Genomic DNA, 18465 nt, shown 5'->3' with positions numbered 1-18465 from the left:
TTATGACAGTGTTGACATTTCCCGCGCCCGCCAAGCTGAATCTTTTTCTGCATGTCGTAGGCCAGAGACCGGACGGTTACCATTTGTTACAGACCGTTTTTCGCCTGCTGGATTTTTCGGATGAATTAAGTTTCAGACTGCGTGATGATGGTCTGGTTAGACTGGTTACGCCAGTGGATGGGATTTCTGAAGACCAGGATTTATGCGTACGGGCAGCGAAGCTGTTGCAACATGAAAGCGGTACCGCAATGGGTGTCGATATTGCGTTAAAGAAACGGATTCCCATGGGCGGTGGGTTGGGTGGCGGTAGCTCTGATGCGGCGACTACACTCATGGCGCTCAATCGGTTATGGAACCTGGGATTGAACAAGGCAAAACTGCTGGAATTGGGGTTGCAATTAGGCGCAGATGTTCCAATATTCATTTTTGGGCAAAATGCATTTGCCGAAGGTGTTGGTGAGAGATTATCTGCGGTACAATTGCCGGCAGCATGGTATTTGGTGCTTATACCGCCTGTTCATGTATCCACCGCAGAAATTTTTTCGAATAAGGAATTGACACGAAACACAATTCCTATCAAAATACCGCCCTTTTCCATCTGGCAAGGACATAACGATCTGGAGCCGGTGGTTTGTAGCCTTTATCCGGAAGTGCTAAGCAGTTTAAAGTGGCTAAAGCAGCTGGAAAATACTACAATAGCGGCAATGAGTGGATCAGGTGCTTGTGTGTTTGCGGAATTTGCATCAGAATCTGAAGCAAATGACGCGCATGAACGTATTCCAGCTGATATGACAGGTTTTGTGGCGCGCGGATTGGATCATCATCCGATGTATAAGCCTGAGAAAAAAAACTGGGGAGTCGCCAAGTGGTAAGGCACCGGATTTTGATTCCGGCATTCGTAGGTTCGATCCCTACCTCCCCAGCCATTTTTATCATTTATCATATTTGAGGCTATTCGGTGAATAGCCAGAATATAAATAATTTTCAGTGAGTTGAAGCAACACCAACAAATTAAATAGACTGATTTTGTACAGTGTTTTCGTTTCTTCGTATGACCGAAGAACGATAAGCGATCCTGAGTTTCCAGCCAAACATATATCAAATAGATAACAATGTCTTACGACAGCTTGATGGTTTTTACCGGTACCGCCAATCCTAAATTGGCGCACGATGTAGTGAAACATCTCAATATTCGTCTTGGGCGTGCGACGGTTGGACGCTTTAGCGACGGTGAAATTATGGTCGAGATCCTCGAGAATGTGCGCGGTAAAGATGTTTTTGTCTTGCAGTCCACATGCGCGCCCACCAATGACAGCTTAATGGAAATATTGGTCATGGTGGATGCGCTTCGGCGCGCTTCGGCAAGCCGGATAACTGCCGCTATTCCCTATTTCGGGTATGCACGTCAAGACAGACGGCCGCGCTCGGTAAGAGTGCCGATTACCGCCAAGGTTGTCGCCAATATGCTGACAACAATTGGCGTGGATCGCGTGCTGACAATGGATTTGCATTCTGACCAGATCCAAGGTTTTTTTGATATTCCTGTCGATAATATTTATGGCATGCCTATATTGTTAGGAGATGTCTGGAAACACAATTATCAGAATCTAGTCGTGGTTTCCCCGGATGTGGGGGGCGTTGTGCGGGCGAGACATATGGCAAAACGTCTGGAATGCGATCTTGCGATTATCGATAAACGTCGTCCCAAGCCCAATGAAGCCAAAGTAATGAACATTATTGGTGAAGTCCAAGGAAGAACCTGCGTCATCATTGACGATCTGGTCGATACAGCCAATACGCTCTGTAAGGCCGCAGATGCCTTGAAAGAGGAAGGCGCGGAAGCGGTGATTGCCTATTCAACGCACCCGGTATTGTCAGGTAAAGCTGCAGAGCGTATTAGAAATTCCAACCTGGATAAGCTGGTGGTGACGGATACCATACCGCTGAATGAAGATTCAATCGCATGTGAAAAAATCTGTCAGTTGAGTATTGCGAGCCTGTTGGCTGAAACAATGGTACGCATCAGTAATGAAAGCTCTCTGAGCTCATTATTTATGGAGTAGCGAAATTTACGCTTTTTTTAATCGATTTGTTTGGTCGCGGACAAATCACTTTTGTGGAGAAATAGAATGAAAATAGAAGTCGGCGCGGAAAAGCGCACGTTGCAGGGAAAAGGTGCGAGCCGCCGCCTGCGTGGTTCTGGCAAGGTGCCGGGAATCATTTATGGTGGAAATGGCGAGCCTCTATCCATTGAAATGGACCATAACGATATGTTCCATAAACTCAAGATGGAAGCTTTTCATGCTTCGATTTTGACTTTGAACATAAGCGGCAGTAAAGAACAGGTATTGTTGCGGGATGTGCAGATGCATCCCTACAAACCCGTCGTGTTGCATGTTGATTTTCAGCGTGTTGATCCGAAAAAGAAAATTCATATGAAAGTGCCATTGCACTTTATCAATGCTGAAGTTGCGCCGGGTGTTAAACTATCGGGCGGAATAGTCAGTCATGTTCTGACTGAAGTAGATGTCAGTTGTTTACCTAAAGATTTGCCTGAATTTATTACAGTTGATTTGATTGATCTTGTTGCAGGACATACCTTGCATTTAAGTGATATAACACTTCCTGAAAATGTTGAAATTACTGCTTTGGCAAAAGGCGATGATCAGGCAGTAGCAACTATTGTTATTCCGCGTTCAGTATTGGCTGATGAGAAAGCGGCAGAAGAAGCTGGAGAAGCAGCAGCAAAAGAAGAGTAGTATTCTGATCCTATTGGATAACAACAAAAATCTGCTGGTCTTGATTGCCCAGCAGATTTTTGTTTTATGTAACGCTGTAAATCGTGGTTATGCGCATGAAACTGATAGTTGGTCTTGGTAATCCCGGAAAAGAATATGAAAGCACACGTCATAATGCCGGTTTTCACTGGATAGATTGCCTTGCGGATGAACTGAAGATAGCACTTAAACCCGAAGCACGTTTTCAAGGCTTATGCGCACGCATAACACTGGAGAATAAGGATTTATGGCTGCTTGAACCACAAACCTATATGAACCGCAGTGGCCAGTCTGTAGCGGCATTATGCCGGTTTTATAAAATTTTGCCTGAAGAAATTGTGGTTGTTCATGATGAACTGGATTTGTTGCCCGGTGTGGCTAAATTGAAACAGGGCGGGGGGCTTGGTGGACATAACGGGCTTAAAGATATTGTAGCCCAGCTCGGTACCCGGGATTTTTGGCGATTGAGAATTGGTATCGGACACCCGGGTGATCGTGACGCCGTTGTCCGGTATGTTTTACATTCACCGAGGAAGGAGGAAGTCCCATTGATTAATGAAGCGATTGATCGAAGCCTACAGGTCTGGCAGTTGATTGCGCAAGGTGATTTCCAGTCCGCAATGTTGAAACTGCATACCAAATAAACAGTTAATGGTTGTAATACACCAACAGAATGAATTTCAAATGAGAATACAATTATGAGTCTGAAATGCGGAATTGTAGGTCTTCCCAATGTAGGAAAATCGACTTTATTTAACGCGTTGACCAAAGCGGGTATCGCTGCGGAAAATTATCCATTTTGCACGATTGATCCCAATGTAGGTATCGTTGAAGTTCCCGATCCGCGTATGGAAAAACTGGCTGATATTGTCAAGCCACAAAAAATTCAATCTGCAATTGTTGAATTTGTCGACATCGCCGGGCTGGTTGCCGGCGCATCCAAGGGCGAAGGGCTTGGCAACAAGTTTCTGGCGAATATTCGCGAAACGGATGGTATTGTGAATATGGTGCGCTGTTTCTCCAATGATAATGTCGTGCATGTTGCTGGCAGGGTAGATCCCGTTTCGGATATTGAAGTGATACAGACCGAACTGATCCTGGCCGATCTGGCGACTGTCGAGAAGGCGTTGTTACGCGAGTCCAAGGTTGCCAAATCCGGGAACAAAGACGCGATAAAATTATGTAGTTTTCTTGAAATGGTGCGCGATCATCTCGATCAGGAGAAACCGGCACGTTCACTTGAACTTGACAAGGACCAGCAACAATTGCTCAAACCGTTATGCTTGTTAACCGCCAAGCCGGCAATTTATGTGGCCAACGTTGACGACAACGGCTTTGAAAATAATCCGCTGCTGGATCAAGTAAAAGCATTTGCGGCAAATGAAGGCGCGCCGGTTGTGGCGATATGCGCGGCACTGGAATCCGAAATTGCGGATTTGTCAGATGAAGACAAGACAGTCTTTCTGGCGGATATCGGTCTTGAAGAGCCGGGGCTGAATCGCTTGGTGAGAGCCGCCTATGATCTGCTGGGACTGCAAACCTATTTTACGGCAGGTGTGAAAGAAGTGAGAGCCTGGACCATACATAAAGGCGATACCGCGCCGCAGGCTGCCGGCGTAATTCATACCGATTTTGAAAAAGGCTTTATCCGTGCAGAAGTAATCGGTTATGACGATTTTGTTGCCTTTAATGGTGAACAGGGTGCAAAAGAAGCGGGAAAGACGAGACTGGAAGGAAAGGAATATATCGTTAAAGATGGCGATGTAATGCATTTCCGGTTTAATGTTTAACAGGGCTGAAGGCTGATGGCTTTACCGCATCAGTAGCTCAGCTAATGATGATGCAATTGCGCTTTTTCTTGGCTTCGTACAACGCGGTATCTGCAGCCAGATAAAGCGTTTCAGGCTGTATATTTCTGGCATTGGGACAGATTTTACAGCCTATTGTTATTGTTAAATATTCATGTACTTGATTGCGCTCATGCCTGATGTTCAGTGCGATGATATCGCTCTGTATTTGGTATAATATGTCTTCAATTTGTTTTGTATCCATATTGCTGAAAATGATGCCAAATTCCTCTCCGCCTAGTCTGAAAATAAAGTCGTTTGGACGTTTGAGTTTTTGTTTAATCGCGTGCGCCACTTCAGTCAATGCGTGATCGCCGGCCTGGTGGCCGTAAAAGTCGTTATAGCTTTTAAAGAAATCGATATCAAGAACACATAGTGAAATTGATGTCCCTGCCCGTTGAGCAAGCTTGAGTTGCTGTTCCAGGATCTGATCAAAGTGGCGGCGATTAAATAGCGAAGTCAGTTTGTCGGTAATGGACAGCTCTTCCAGATGTTTTTTGTCGGTAATATTTTGCAAAATATTGGTGTAACCGGAGTTGTTGGAATCTTCCAGAGTCGGAATCAGCTTGGAATGAAGCCAAATTTTTTCGTTAGGATGATTAACTATTTCTATTTCTCCTTCCCATAATTCTTCGGTCTGGATAACTTTGGTAATCGTTGCGTAACGTGGATCTTTTTCTTGAGCAGGTAAAAAATAATAACTTTGTTTGCCTACAAAATCTGCTTTTTTACCGTTCAAAACGCGGCACAATGAGTTGCTAATGTCTTTGACATAACCGTTTTTATCCAGATAGGCAATCATAATATTTTGATCGATTAACGCAGCTCGCTGATCGATGGTCTTTTGTATGGCATAAGATTTGAGACTAATAATGATGCCGAGCCACATTGCGATCAGAATGGCAAGAAATGTTAACAGTAAGAGTTTGTTCTTGAAATTATCAATAGATTCAGCCATTAAATTGTTGTCTGACAGGAGTTGGTCGCGTTGATAGATAGTCATCTGATTGAGTAATTCGATAATTTGCTGACTCATGGGAATAGCGAGTGTTCTCAACAAATGATTGGCGCGATTCCAGTCTTCGCTTTGCCTGATTGCGAATACTTCGTTGGCAAGCAATGTGAATTCTTTTCTATTTTTGGTCAGTTCGGCGAGTATCTGTTGTTGCGGTGGCAACAATTGATTTTGCATTGAAACGAGCGCATTAAATTGTTGTTCATTATCCAGTAAGACTTGATTGAAATCGTGAATGAAATGTATTTGCTCGGTCAGAACATATGAGCGGATATGCGCGAGCGCTTTTCCCAAAGTATGACGAAATTTGAATAGTGTTACGAGAATCATTTGGTGTTGCTGGTTGATAGTGGCGCTTTCTTCTGTATCAATTATATCCATGACTTTATCGGTCATTGACAGTGTAAGCGGCGTAATTTTCTCGGAAAGCAACTGATTCGCCGGCAGATTGGTATCCATATGGGAAATTTCAAGAATTTTAAGTTGAATATCTTCAAGTTGACTGAGAGAGTCTTTCAGTTCCGTCAGGCGAGTCTTTTTTCCGGGCAGATTTCCTTCCTTAGAAAGCTGCATCATTTGTTCTTCAGCAATACGTATTTTTACCCACGTCTTGAGTAATTCATTTTTGAAGTGTTCTTCCTTGAGTAACATTCCGCCACGTAATGACCCTAGTGTCTGATTGATATAATTTTCCATGGATATGCTCAGATAAACCGTTGGCAGGCGTTTCTGAGCAATGGCTTTGGAAGTTTTCTGCAATGTAATGATCTCATTTAGACTGATTATGCTGATCAAAACGAAAATCAGGACGATCAGGCCAAAGCCCATAGCGATCAGTTTGTTTGTGGAGTGGTGTTTCGGCATGGGGCGTGCGGGTTAAAAATAAAATGTGTATATGTATTAAATTAAGTTTGAGTTTGCTTTATGCACAACCCGCTTTTTGATTATATGGACTATATGAGAAATTTCGACAGTTATGCTATGAGGATAGAGCCAGAAAAGATTGTGTCTGAATAGACTATCCATTTTTCTGGGCGGCAAGACATATAAAAGCATATAAAAAATGTGTTTTTTTCGATTCTGAAATGCGGTAACAAGTGAGTGATATTTTACCTCAGGTAGTGATGTATGGTTTTGATATTTGCTTTGAAGCCTGTTTTATGATTTAAAAGTAAGCTTCACAAAATTTGATCAGGAAGTTCATTTTCGACAAGTTTTGCCCAGTATGCGGCGCCGAGCGGTAAAATCTCATCGTTAAAATCGTAGTTTGGATTATGCAGCAGGCAGTTGCCCTCTGAACTGCCATTGCCAATCCAGATATAACAGCCGGGTATTTGCTGAAGCATAAACGCAAAGTCCTCAGAACCCATGCTCGGGGTGGGTTGGGTGTTAATGTTGCTTTTACCTGCAACATCGGCAGCAGCACGAATCGCACTGGCCGTTTCGTCGGGACTGTTCATCGTTACCGGATAGCCCGGATTCTCGGGATTAAAGCGGATTTTTGCATTCATGTTGAAACTGTCTGCGACTGTCCGGGCAAGATGGTCGATTTTCTGTTCCAATTGAGCGCGAATAGTGTTCTTGAAGCAGCGGAATGTTCCCCGTATCACCGCCGAATCAGGTAGCGCGTTCCAGGTGTCGCCACCATGAATCTGGGTGATGCTGACGACAGCGGCTTCGGCAGGGTCAATCTGACGGCTGACAATGGTTTGTAACAGGGTAACTAAATGTGCGGCGGCAACAAGAGTATCGTTACCTAGGTGCGGCATGGCGGCGTGGGTGCCCTGACCGACAAGGTTGATTTCAAAACAATCAAAAGAAGCCATCATGGCGCCGGTTTTGACTGCAAAATGACCGGCCGGGATATCCGGAAAATTGTGCATGCCGAAAATCCGTTGTGCTGGAAATTGTTTGAACAGACCGTCGCTGATCATTTGGTGAGCGCCGGCCCGGGCCTCTTCTGCCGGTTGGAAGATAAAATAAACCGTTCCATCAAAACTGCCGTGACTGGCCAGGTAACAAGCGGCGCCGAGCAACATGGCGCAGTGACCATCATGACCGCAGGCATGCATTTTGCCGTTATGGCGGGAGGCATAGTCAAACGTGTTTTGCTCTTGAATAAACAGCGCATCCATATCGGCGCGCAGGGCGATGCTGTTGGTACTGCCGCCGCGGCGTAAAATCCCGACAACACCCGTTTTGGCCAGGCCTTGATGTGTTTCAATACCGAATTGTTGCAATTGCTCGCAGATCAGGTGTGCTGTGCCGGTTTCTTCAAATGCTGTTTCCGGGTATTGATGGAACTGTCTTCGCCATTGGCGCATTTCGGTGTGTAATGCAAGGATTTCGGATTCAATATTCATGACCAAAGTCAGAGAGTGATTAGGCCGACTATCATAAAACCAAACAGGGGTGAAGGAAAGGGAGAACGCTGTAACAAATTGTTATAAATCTATAGTTTGTATAGCCTGCAGTAGCTGGTCATGGTGTTGTGCTACTTATGATCATCATTCATTTTTCTCGAGTTAAATCAATAAGCCAGCGTTCGTTGTAATGAAGATAATTCTCAAAGCGGGATAGATTAAGCGCAATTTTAGTGTTGTCGCATCATAAATAATCGGCAATGACGGTATATAATCGCGTATTTCTTAATGTGTTTCCGGTAAATATAATTTTTATCGAAGCAAGCGTCGTTTCTCCATCTAAACAGGCATGTTGGCACTAACGTTCAGACTATGCTCCATACATCCGGGCTGATTGCATGAGAGTTCAGGATTTTGATTTTGACTTGCCGGCTGAATTGATTGCGCAATATCCTGTCCATAAACGTGTCGACAGCCGTTTGTTGTATCTGGATGGCATTGGCAACCGCTATCATGATGCGCTGTTTGCCGATCTCCCGGAGTATCTGCGCGCCGGTGATGTGATTGTGTTTAATGACACCCGTGTGATCAAGGCGCGGTTATTTGGACAGAAAGACAGCGGCGGGAAAATTGAGGTCATGATTGAACGCGTACTCGACGATCATCATGCGCTGGCTGTGATTCGGGCAAGCCATGCACCTAAGCCGGATAGTGGATTATTGCTGGCGGGATGTGTTCCGGTAACTGTTTTGGCGCGTAATGACGGTTTTTATACATTGCGGTTTGAACATGAAACAACGGTACTTGAACTACTTGAATATCATGGACAGATGCCATTGCCACCTTACATTGATCGTGAGGCTTTGGCGGCAGATGAATCGCGTTATCAAACCGTATATGCAAAAAATGCCGGCGCAGTGGCTGCGCCAACCGCTGGTCTTCATTTTGATGAAACCATGCTTGACCGGTTGCGTGCAATGGGGGTAATTATCGCTTATGTGACGTTACATGTCGGCGCGGGCACTTTTCAACCGGTACGTGTGGACAATATCGCTGATCACACCATGCACAACGAGTTGTTTGAAATTCCAAAAGAAACGGTAAATGCCATAGGTCATGCCAAGTTGAATAACGGCCGAATAATGGCTGTTGGCACGACTTCGCTGCGCGCGCTTGAAGCCTCGGCGCAGGTGAATCAGGGACAGGTTGCCGCAGGGTGCGGTGAAACCAACATTTTTATCACGCCGGGTTATTGTTTTCAGGTCGTTGACCGGCTATTGACCAATTTCCATTTGCCGCGCTCCACACTGCTGATGCTGGTTTCGGCGTTCGGCGGTTTGGAAAATATCCATGCCGCCTACCAGCATGCTATCGCCAGTCAATACCGTTTTTTCAGCTATGGTGACGCCATGCTTATAGAGAGAAAGTCATGAAATTTGAATTGCACTGTAGCGATCAGGCCGCGCGCCGTGGTACTTTGACGCTTGCACATGGTCAGGTGGAAACGCCTGCATTTATGCCGGTAGGCACTTATGGCGCAGTCAAGGGCATGTCGCCCGAGACGCTGCTGCAGATCAATGCACAAATCGTACTCGGCAATACCTTTCATTTATGGCTGCGGCCCGGTCTGGAAGTCATCGCAGCGCACGGCGGACTGCATGCATTCATGAACTGGCATGGACCGATATTGACGGATTCCGGCGGTTTTCAGGTATACAGTCTTGGTGAATTACGAAAAATTACCGAAGATGGCGTGAAATTCAGGTCGCCAGTCAATGGCGACCGGTGTTTTCTGACGCCTGAAGAATCCATGCATATCCAGCGCATATTGAATTCGGATATTGTAATGATTTTTGATGAATGCACGCCATTTCCCGCCGATGAAAGCACGACAAAAGCATCGATGGAGCTCAGTCTGCGCTGGGCTGAACGCTCAAAAATAGCGCATGGCGATAACCCGAATGCGCTATTCGGCATTGTTCAGGGCGGCATGTATGAGAATCTGCGCGATCAGTCGCTGGACGGATTGACAGCCATTGGCTTTGATGGCTACGCGATTGGCGGATTATCGGTCGGCGAACCCAAGACGGATATGCGGCGAATTCTTGAACATACCGCACCATTATTACCCGTCGACCAGCCGCGATACCTGATGGGTGTCGGTACGCCCGAAGATATTGTTCATGCAGTTGCCCAGGGGATTGACATGTTCGATTGTGTGTTGCCGACACGCAATGCCCGTAATGGCTGGCTATATACGCGCCAGGGAATTATCAAGTTGCGTAACAGCCGTTACCGGCTTGATACAACGCCACCCGACGAACACTGCACATGTTATACCTGCCGCAATTTTACACGTTCATATCTGCATCATTTGCAGCGTATTAATGAGATACTCGGCGCACATCTGAACACCGTGCACAATCTGTTTTATTACCAGCAGTTAATGACGGAAATACGAAGTGCAATCGAAACAGGCTGTTTTGAGCAGTTTGTTGAAAAATTTACTCGGGAATTTCAAGGATAAGCGCGCATCATGCTAATATGTGGGTTTTTTTATTAATTTGTTTTCCGGAGAAATATCATGCTGATTAGTGAAGCATACGCGCAAGCAGCCGAATCTGGAGCTTCTGAAGCAGGTTGGGCTAATCTTATTTTGTTAATAGGTATTTTTGTCATATTCTGGCTTTTACTTATCCGTCCGCAAGCCAGACGCGCCAAAGAACATAAGCAAATGGTCGAAGCCCTCCAAAGAGGCGACGAAGTCATTACCAATGGCGGGATACTCGGCTTAATCCTCAATGTCAGCGAAAGCTATGTTGTTGTTGAAATTGCGCCTAATGTTGAAGTGATTGTATATAAAACTTCCGTGCAGACACTGCTGCCCAAAGGCACGCTGAAAAGTATCGAACCCTCCAAAGGCGGAAAACAATCCAGAAAAACTGCAAAAGGCGCTTCTGCACCTGCTCAGGAAGATAAAGCTTCTGAAAACACCGATACGCAGGACAGCAATACTGACGAATCAACCAAATCTGGCGATAAAAACTAAAAATTTATTTATTGCTATACGACAGGATGGCTTCAGCTGATTCCGAGCGGCCATCTGTTTCAAAATGTTTCACTTTTTTTCTACTCATATACTGAATAATCATGAACCGCTACCCGCTTTGGAAATATCTGATTATTGCGGTTTCCTTATTACTTGGACTGCTCTATACGCTGCCGAATTTTTTTGGCGAATCGCCTGCTGTACAAATATCCCCGCTCAGAATGACATCCCAGGCAGACACAACTTTGCTGCATCAGGTTGAAGATACCCTGAAAAGAGCGAATATCCCCAGTGATGGTCTTTTTCTTGAAGAAGGCAGCATCAAGGTGCGTTTTGAAGATACTGACACACAAATCAAGGCAAAAGATTTGTTGCAATCAGCATTAGGCGACGAGTATATGGTCGCACTCAATCTGCTGCCGAATTCTCCGCAATGGTTGACGAATCTGGGTGCATTGCCCATGTATCTCGGGCTGGATTTGCGTGGCGGCGTACATTTCATGCTTGAAGTTGATATGGAAGGTGCAATCAGCAAATCGCTTGACCGGCATAGTAATGATATCCGCAGTGCATTGCGTGAAAAAAGAATTCCCTATGCGGGTGTTGAAAAACTGGGAGAAACGTTAACCATCAAGTTCCGTGATGCTGAATCACGTGCTCAGGCTTTGGAAGAATTAAAATCCGCATATGAGGATCTGCATTTTAGAGAGGAACGGGTTGGCAATCGTTTCCATCTGATTGCTTCGATCAGGCCGGATGCATTGATTCATATGCAGGATTCAACGGTCCAACAGAACATCACGACATTGCGTAATCGCGTCAATGAACTGGGGGTGGCAGAGCCGATCATTCAGAAAGCCGGTGCAGACCGGGTTATTGTGCAGTTACCCGGGGTTCAGGACACTGCCAAAGCCAAGGAAATACTTGGCCGCACGGCGACACTTGAAATTCGCATGGTCGATGATGAACGCGATCTGGATTCTGCATTACGGGGGCAGATACCGTTTGGCACAGAGCTTTATCAGGAACGCGGTGGCGGACCGATACTCGTGAAAAAACAGGTGCTGTTAACCGGTGACCGTATTACCGACGCACAACCCGGCTTTAATGAAGATAACCAGGCCGCGGTGCATATCCGGCTCGACAATAATGGGGCACAAATTTTCAAGAATCTAACCCGTGAAAATGTCGGCAGACGTATGGCGATACTGCTGATTGAACGCAACCAGACCGAAGTCGTCACTGCGCCGGTTATACGCGAGGAAATCGGCGGTGGCCGTGTCCAGATCAGCGGAAGCATGAATACTTTAGAAGCGCGTGATATCGCACTGTTGTTACGTGCCGGCGCACTGGCTGCGCCGATGGATATTATCGAAGAACGCACCGTCGGGCCGAGCCTCGGTGCAGACAATATTGCCAGAGGATTTAATTCGACGCTGTACGGTTTTCTTGCGGTGGCGATTTTTATCATGATGTATTACATGGCGTTCGGTGTCATTTCGGTACTCGCGTTAAGCCTTAATCTGCTGCTGTTGGTCGGCTTGTTGTCCATTTTGCAGGCGACACTGACCTTGCCGGGTATGGCTGCACTTGCCCTGACTGTTGGCATGGCGATCGATGCCAACGTACTGATTAACGAGCGGATACGCGATGAATTACGTGCTGGTATATCGCCGCAACTGGCAATCAATGCCGGTTATGAACGTGCAACGGGGACCATTATGGATTCGAATATCACGACACTGATTGCCGGTATCGCCTTGTTTGCATTTGGATCGGGTCCGGTTAAAGGATTTGCCGTGGTACTTTGTCTGGGTATTTTGACATCGGTGTTTACCGCTGTCTTCGTATCACGCGGCCTGGTTAATTTCATGTATGGCAGCCGCCGTAAGCTTGAGGTTGTACCCATTGGTAAAATCTGGATCCCGGATACTGAAAACGCAAGAAACCGTTTCAAATATGAATTGCCTGTGGAACCGACTGCTGCTTCTGCAGGGGACGTGGTGGGCTCATCAGAAAGCGGGGATAGTGATGTACAAAGCCGTACTGATAAACCTGTGATACGGAAAAAAGCAGATGAAGTGCCTGAGAATCGAGAAACGGAAGTCGTTCAGGAAGAAGTTGTGCGTGAGAAAGTAACCTCAGCAGCACAGGTACCGCCACAAAATACATCAGCCAATTCACGCGGTAAACGAAAAACGTCTGCCCGGAAAGCAAAAAAGAAGTAATTTGCCCGAAAGAATTTAATAAAGGAATCAACAATGGAGTTTTTTAGGTTTAGCCGTGATATCCCCTTCATGAGCTGGAGGCGGATCGCTGCTGCTATTTCAATATTGACATTTATTCTTTCAGTCTTCTTTATTGCTACAAGAGGACTGAATCTGGGCGTTGATTTCACGGGGGGCACGGTGCTCGAGGTCAGCTATGAACAAACTGCTGATTTGACCAAAATAAGAGCTGTGCTGGCTGAACTCAACATGACGGATGTGACGGTGCAGAATTTTGGTACCTCCCGCGATGTCATGATACGTTTGCCAGTGATGCCGGAATACTCAAGTGCACAATTGTCGGAAACCGTTCTGGATGCGCTACGCGCGGCTGACAGTACGGTTGAAATGCGCCGTGTTGAATTTGTCGGGCCGCAAGTCGGTAAGGAGTTGCTGGAAAACGGCGCATTGGCCCTGCTATTCGTTTCGCTCGGTATTGTGGCCTATCTGGCGGTACGTTTTGAATGGAAGTTCGGTATAGCAGGTATTGTCGCCAACCTGCACGATGTGATTATTATTCTGGGATTCTTTTCGTTTTTCCAATGGGAATTTTCATTGACAGTGCTGGCCGCAGTACTCGCCATACTGGGTTATTCAGTGAATGAATCCGTGGTTATTTTTGACCGGATACGTGAAAATTTCCGTAAGCTTCGCAAGGTGCCGGTAGAAAATGTTATCAATAATGCCATTACCAGAACGATGGCACGGACAATTATTACGCATGGCAGCACTCAAATGGTTGTCATCACCATGCTATTGTTTGGCGGTGAAGTATTGTTCTACTTTGCTCTGGCCTTAACCATCGGTATTTGGTTTGGCATTTATTCGTCCATAATGGTTGCCAGTCCGATTCTGATGCTGTTGGGGGTCAAGCGTGAAGACCTGGTAAAACCGGAAGAAAAGAAACCGGAAAACGACGGTGCTGTTGTCTAGATCCACATATAATCCGGCAAATTAATCTGTTTTACAGGAAGAGCGAATTTGATTGCGGAAATTATTGAATGGATCGTGAATACTGTGGGTAGCCTGGGCTATCCCGGAATCTTTCTCCTCATGTTACTGGAATCGAGTTTCGTACCTTTTCCAAGCGAAGTGATCATGATTCCCGCCGGTTACCTCGCCTCAAAGGGTGAGATGCACATTATTATTGTTATTCTGTGCGGTGTATTCGGCAGTCTTCTCGGCGCCCTGGTTAATTATTATCTGGCGGTATGGCTGGGACGGCCTTTTCTATTGCATTATGGCAAATATGTCATGTTCAATGAGACCCATTTGCAAAAAATGGAAACCTTCTTTAAGCGGCACGGGCATATTTCCACGTTTACCGGCCGGCTGATTCCGATGGTGCGTCAGTATATTTCGATACCCGCAGGGCTCGCGCGCATGAATCTTTCAGTATTCTGTTTTTATACCAGTCTTGGCGCGGGTATTTGGGTAGTTATTCTGACGTTGCTTGGCTATTTTATTGGTGAAAACGAAGCGCTGATCAAGGAATATCTGCGGGATATCATCGTTACGCTGTTTGTTGCCTGTGTCGTTGGCGTGGGAATTTACTGGCAGCTTCAGCGCCGCTCCAGCTAATCTCCTTTTAATTATGAAACCAAGCTCTCCTAAGTCGACTTTAGTCAAGAAGTCCGGGCGTCTGACGATCCGTAATGCAACATTGAAAGATGTTCCTGCACTGGCAACACTGGTCAGAAAGGTATATGAAGGTTCCAGTATTCCTGTGTACACCGAGGCGGCGTTGAGAGGGCAAATTAATAACTTCCCGGATGGTCAGCTGGTTGCTGTTTATGACCAGGAAGTGGTTGGGTATTGCGCCAGTTTTCGTATTTCAGGAAAGATTGCACTCAAGCCACATACCTGGATTGAAATAACCGGTAACGGCTTTGCCTCGCGGCATAATCCTGAAGGAGAGTATTTGTACGGCATGGAGGTTTGCGTTGATCCGGGTTACAGGGGATATCGGATAGGACAGCGACTTTATTTTGCACGTAAACAGCTTTGCCAGGAATTCGGGTTAAAAGGAATTATTTTTGCAGGGAGACTACCCAGTTACGAAAAAAAAGCCAAGCGCTATCCTGATGTAGAGGATTATGTACAACAAATCGTACAGAAACAACTGAACGATCAGGTACTTTCGTTTCAATTGCATAACAATTTCGAAGTGCTTGGCGTGATAAAAAATTATCTGCCGGAGGATCGCGCCTCAATGGGATATGGCGTGCATCTTATCTGGCGCAATCCCAGTGTTCCGGAAGAGTCTGAAATCAAACGCCATAAGAATTTTGGCGGACGGGTGCAGGAGACAGTGCGCGTCGGTACTGTGCAATACTTGATGCGAAAAGTGAGTTCATTTGAAGAATTCATCAGTTTTGTCGAGTATTTTGTGGATGTGATCGCCGACTACAATGGTGATTTTGTCGTTTTCCCCGAGCTTTTTACTTTGCAGTTGCTGTCCATCGAAGATCAGCACCTGTCGCCGGCTGAATCTATCGAAGCATTGACTAAATATACCGATCGTTTTACCAAAGCAATGCGCGATATGGCGCTACGCTACAATGTCAATATTATCGGTGGATCGCACCCTACGAGTATGCCATCGGGGCGCGTTGAAAATATTTCCTATATTTTCCTGCGGGACGGTTCTATCCATAAACAGCCCAAAATTCATCCGACACCCGACGAAGTCTACTGGTGGAATATTGAAGGCGGCGATACGCTGAATGCAATCGAAACAGACTGTGGGCCTATCGGTGTTTTGATCTGCTACGATGCCGAATTTCCGGAACTATCGCGATATCTTGTTGATCAAGGGGTTTATATGATTTTTGTGCCATTTTGTACGGCTGTTCGCCAGGGATATTTGCGTGTCCGTTATTGCAGTCAGGCGCGTGCGGTCGAGAATCAAGTTTATGTGATTTTGTCCGGCAATGTAGGGAATCTCCCTAATGTCGCCAATATGGATGTTCAGTATGCGCAGAGCTGTATTTTGACGCCATGTGATTTTCCGTTTGACAGGGACGGTATTGCTGCCGATACCACACCGAACGTGGAAACGATCGCCATTGCCGATTTGCGTTTTGATTCACTGCGCACCGCCCGCAATGCGGGAACCGTGCAAAACTTGAAAGACAGACGCCACGATCTGTATTCCGTGCACTGGCGCGGCAAATAACATCTATCAGATTTCGGTACTGATTTTCAGAGTCCTCCGGCATTTGAAACTGTCGGGTCCTTTCGCTTTCCAACCGCGTTAGGGCGTGTTTTTTTCACGTGCTATCGCACGCTTTAGTTCTTCAATCTCCGGCTGATTAAGTGTCTCTGTTTTTAATAGTTCTTCAGCAGACTTGTTCAGCAATGTTCTGTTGGTTTGCAGAATTTTGATAGATCGTTCCAAAGCATTGTCAACGAGTTCGCGTATGGCACTATCCACTTTGTTGGCGGTTTCCTCGCTGTAGCTACGGGGCTGGGGGATGACAGCATTTGGCTGCAAAAAAGGAGATTGTTCACGATCATAAGCCACATGCCCCAAAGCTTCACTCATGCCATAACGCAACACCATGGCCCGTGCAATATCGGTGGCGCGCGCCAGATCATCCGCAGCGCCGGTTGATACTTCATTAAACACAATCTGTTCAGCAGCGCGCCCGCCTAATAATACCGACATTTTGTTTTTTAACTCTTCTTTTGTCATGAGATAACGGTCCTCGGTCGGTCGCTGGATAGTATAGCCAAGCGCGCCAATGCCACGTGGAATGATGGAAATCTTGTGTACTTCATCCGAACCCGGCAATGCCAAAGCGACCATTGCATGTCCAAGCTCATGAAACGCCACTACACGGCGCTCTTCAGGATTGAGCAGACGATTACGTTTTTCAAGGCCTGCAACAATACGTTCGATGGCATTGTTAAAATCATCCATTGTCACCGTAATCGCATTGCGCCGTGTCGCGAGCAAAGCGGCCTCATTGACCAGATTAGCCAGATCCGCACCTGTGAAACCGGGGGTCAACGCCGCAATCTGCTCAATTTGCACATCGTTATCCAGTTTCACTTTTTTGATATGCACTTCGAGAATCTGCTTACGGCCCAGTTTGTCCGGACGGTCTACCAGTACCTGTCGGTCAAAGCGTCCGGCGCGCAGCAGCGCCGGATCAAGAATTTCCGGCCGGTTGGTGGCTGCCAGCAATACGATGCCACTGGTGGAATCGAAGCCATCAAGTTCGGCAAGCAACTGGTTTAACGTTTGTTCTTTCTCATCCTGTCCACCGCCCAGCCCAAAAGCGCCGCGAACACGGCCCAATGCATCGAGTTCGTCAATAAATATAATCGCAGGCGCCATTTCCCTCGCATGCTCAAAAAGATCGCGTACACGCGCAGCGCCCACACCGACAAACATCTCAACAAATTCGGAACCGGAGATGGAGAAAAAAGGTACGCCCGCCTCGCCGGCCACTGCGCGCGCGAGTAATGTTTTACCGGTTCCGGGCGGCCCAACCAGCAAAATGCCTTTCGGCGCGCGTCCGCCAAGCCGGCCATATTCGGCCGGATTCTTGAGGAAATTGATAATTTCAACCAGTTCTTCCTTGGCCTCATCCACGCCTGCAACATCATCAAAGGTCACTTTGGTTTCTTTCTCGACAAATACTTTGGCGCGGCTCTTACCAATTGACATCATGCTCCCGCTCGCGCCACCAGTCATATGACGGATGACAAAAAGCCAGAGGCCGACAAATATCAGCATTGGCAGCAGCCAGGACAACAGATCGCGAATCCAGGTGCTTTTTACAATACCCGAATACTCAACATTGTATTTTTCCAGCTCTTCTGCGAATTCAGGTTCTACACGTGTGGTGACAAAGTCTTTGAAACCATCCGCGTGTTGTGTCTTGAGCGAACCATAAATGTACTGGTCAGTAATCGAAATCTTCTCTACCTGACCTTGTTCCAGAAAATGCTGGAAACGGCTGTATGAAATCGGTTCAACCTGGGTGTATTGAATGTAAAGGCTTTGTAGAAACAATACACCGAGCACCGCGGCGATGACATACCAGAAATTGATTTGATCGTTTTTGTCCATAGAAGTGTTTATAGTCTCGCGGGCTCATGTTCTAATAATAAGTTTATGCTACTTTCCCGACATG

General features: G+C 46.4%; 15 protein-coding genes and 1 tRNA gene. 13 read left to right on the top strand and 3 right to left on the bottom strand.

Going from position 1 to position 18465, the window contains the following annotated elements; genetic code table 11:
• Positions 1–2 precede the first annotated feature (2 nt).
• The 6 genes from ispE to ychF all read left to right on the top strand — a co-directional run bounded on the left by ispE (position 3) and on the right by ychF (position 4567).
• The gene (gene ispE, locus MRK00_00670) at positions 3–872 is read left to right on the top strand and encodes a 4-(cytidine 5'-diphospho)-2-C-methyl-D-erythritol kinase (protein MDR4515903.1); all 870 of its coding nucleotides are present in this window, start codon (positions 3–5) and stop codon (positions 870–872) included.
• Positions 852–926: transfer RNA gene (locus MRK00_00665), tRNA-Gln, on the top strand. The genes ispE and MRK00_00665 overlap by 21 nt, the downstream gene beginning before the upstream one ends.
• Positions 927–1112: 186 nt before the next feature.
• Positions 1113–2063, top strand: coding sequence for a ribose-phosphate pyrophosphokinase (locus tag MRK00_00660; GenBank protein MDR4515902.1), 951 nt, complete (start codon positions 1113–1115; stop codon positions 2061–2063).
• A gap of 66 nt (positions 2064–2129) precedes the next feature.
• Positions 2130–2759 carry a 50S ribosomal protein L25/general stress protein Ctc gene (locus MRK00_00655; GenBank protein ID MDR4515901.1) on the top strand — a complete coding sequence of 210 codons (630 nt, stop codon included), beginning with the start codon at positions 2130–2132 and terminating at the stop codon, positions 2757–2759.
• 83 nt (positions 2760–2842) lie between these two features.
• Positions 2843–3421, top strand: coding sequence for an aminoacyl-tRNA hydrolase (gene pth / locus MRK00_00650; protein ID MDR4515900.1), 579 nt, complete (start codon positions 2843–2845; stop codon positions 3419–3421).
• A 54-nt stretch (positions 3422–3475) separates the two neighbouring features.
• Positions 3476–4567, top strand: a complete 1092-nt coding sequence (gene ychF, locus MRK00_00645) for a redox-regulated ATPase YchF (protein MDR4515899.1) — start codon at positions 3476–3478, stop codon at positions 4565–4567.
• 37 nt (positions 4568–4604) lie between these two features.
• Here ychF and MRK00_00640 read toward each other — a convergent pair whose 3' ends face one another.
• Both MRK00_00640 and MRK00_00635 read right to left on the bottom strand, forming a co-directional pair.
• Positions 4605–6503, bottom strand: coding sequence for a diguanylate cyclase (locus MRK00_00640; protein ID MDR4515898.1), 1899 nt, complete (start codon positions 6501–6503; stop codon positions 4605–4607).
• 314 nt (positions 6504–6817) lie between these two features.
• The gene (locus MRK00_00635) at positions 6818–8002 is read right to left on the bottom strand and encodes a M20 family metallopeptidase (protein MDR4515897.1); all 1185 of its coding nucleotides are present in this window, start codon (positions 8000–8002) and stop codon (positions 6818–6820) included.
• A 398-nt stretch (positions 8003–8400) separates the two neighbouring features.
• On the opposite strand from MRK00_00635, the gene queA reads away from it, so the two are divergent.
• From queA to MRK00_00600, 7 genes are all read left to right on the top strand, one after another.
• Positions 8401–9435, top strand: coding sequence for a tRNA preQ1(34) S-adenosylmethionine ribosyltransferase-isomerase QueA (gene queA / locus MRK00_00630; protein ID MDR4515896.1), 1035 nt, complete (start codon positions 8401–8403; stop codon positions 9433–9435).
• Positions 9432–10529 carry a tRNA guanosine(34) transglycosylase Tgt gene (tgt, locus tag MRK00_00625; GenBank protein ID MDR4515895.1) on the top strand — a complete coding sequence of 366 codons (1098 nt, stop codon included), beginning with the start codon at positions 9432–9434 and terminating at the stop codon, positions 10527–10529. The genes queA and tgt overlap by 4 nt, the downstream gene beginning before the upstream one ends.
• A 57-nt stretch (positions 10530–10586) precedes the next feature.
• Positions 10587–11051, top strand: coding sequence for a preprotein translocase subunit YajC (gene yajC, locus MRK00_00620; protein ID MDR4515894.1), 465 nt, complete (start codon positions 10587–10589; stop codon positions 11049–11051).
• A gap of 101 nt (positions 11052–11152) precedes the next feature.
• The gene (gene secD / locus MRK00_00615) at positions 11153–13279 is read left to right on the top strand and encodes a protein translocase subunit SecD (GenBank protein MDR4515893.1); all 2127 of its coding nucleotides are present in this window, start codon (positions 11153–11155) and stop codon (positions 13277–13279) included.
• A gap of 33 nt (positions 13280–13312) precedes the next feature.
• A complete protein-coding gene (secF, locus tag MRK00_00610) occupies positions 13313–14251 on the top strand; it encodes a protein translocase subunit SecF (protein ID MDR4515892.1) in 939 nt (312 codons plus the stop codon).
• Between the two features lie 48 nt (positions 14252–14299).
• Positions 14300–14899 (top strand): DedA family protein, encoded by a 600-nt coding sequence (locus MRK00_00605; GenBank protein ID MDR4515891.1) that lies wholly within the window; start codon positions 14300–14302, stop codon positions 14897–14899.
• Between the two features lie 13 nt (positions 14900–14912).
• Complete coding sequence (locus MRK00_00600; GenBank protein MDR4515890.1) at positions 14913–16496, top strand: GNAT family N-acetyltransferase; 1584 nt, start codon at positions 14913–14915, stop codon at positions 16494–16496.
• Between the two features lie 78 nt (positions 16497–16574).
• On the opposite strand, the gene ftsH is transcribed toward MRK00_00600, so the two are convergent.
• Positions 16575–18401, bottom strand: coding sequence for an ATP-dependent zinc metalloprotease FtsH (gene ftsH, locus MRK00_00595; protein MDR4515889.1), 1827 nt, complete (start codon positions 18399–18401; stop codon positions 16575–16577).
• Positions 18402–18465 lie beyond the last annotated feature (64 nt).

The sequence above is a fragment of the Nitrosomonas sp. genome (assembly GCA_031316255.1).
In the GTDB taxonomy this organism is placed as follows: Bacteria; Pseudomonadota; Gammaproteobacteria; order Burkholderiales; family Nitrosomonadaceae; genus Nitrosomonas.
The sequence above is the reverse complement of the archived record's forward strand: the minus strand, read 5'-3'. Positions and strand labels throughout refer to the sequence as shown.

Excerpts from the sequence above, each read along its gene's own strand:
- MRK00_00660 (MDR4515902.1), top strand. The coding sequence starts at position 1,113 with ATGTCTTACGACAGCTTGATGGTTTTTACCGGTACCGCCAATCCTAAA.
- MRK00_00600 (MDR4515890.1), top strand. The coding sequence starts at position 14,913 with ATGAAACCAAGCTCTCCTAAGTCGACTTTAGTCAAGAAGTCCGGGCGT.
- ispE (MDR4515903.1), top strand. The coding sequence starts at position 3 with ATGACAGTGTTGACATTTCCCGCGCCCGCCAAGCTGAATCTTTTTCTG.
- secD (MDR4515893.1), top strand. The coding sequence starts at position 11,153 with ATGAACCGCTACCCGCTTTGGAAATATCTGATTATTGCGGTTTCCTTA.
- yajC (MDR4515894.1), top strand. The coding sequence starts at position 10,587 with ATGCTGATTAGTGAAGCATACGCGCAAGCAGCCGAATCTGGAGCTTCT.
- MRK00_00640 (MDR4515898.1), bottom strand. The coding sequence starts at position 6,503 with ATGCCGAAACACCACTCCACAAACAAACTGATCGCTATGGGCTTTGGC.
- tgt (MDR4515895.1), top strand. The coding sequence starts at position 9,432 with ATGAAATTTGAATTGCACTGTAGCGATCAGGCCGCGCGCCGTGGTACT.
- ftsH (MDR4515889.1), bottom strand. The coding sequence starts at position 18,401 with ATGGACAAAAACGATCAAATCAATTTCTGGTATGTCATCGCCGCGGTG.
- MRK00_00635 (MDR4515897.1), bottom strand. The coding sequence starts at position 8,002 with ATGAATATTGAATCCGAAATCCTTGCATTACACACCGAAATGCGCCAA.
- MRK00_00655 (MDR4515901.1), top strand. The coding sequence starts at position 2,130 with ATGAAAATAGAAGTCGGCGCGGAAAAGCGCACGTTGCAGGGAAAAGGT.
- ychF (MDR4515899.1), top strand. The coding sequence starts at position 3,476 with ATGAGTCTGAAATGCGGAATTGTAGGTCTTCCCAATGTAGGAAAATCG.
- secF (MDR4515892.1), top strand. The coding sequence starts at position 13,313 with ATGGAGTTTTTTAGGTTTAGCCGTGATATCCCCTTCATGAGCTGGAGG.
- queA (MDR4515896.1), top strand. The coding sequence starts at position 8,401 with ATGAGAGTTCAGGATTTTGATTTTGACTTGCCGGCTGAATTGATTGCG.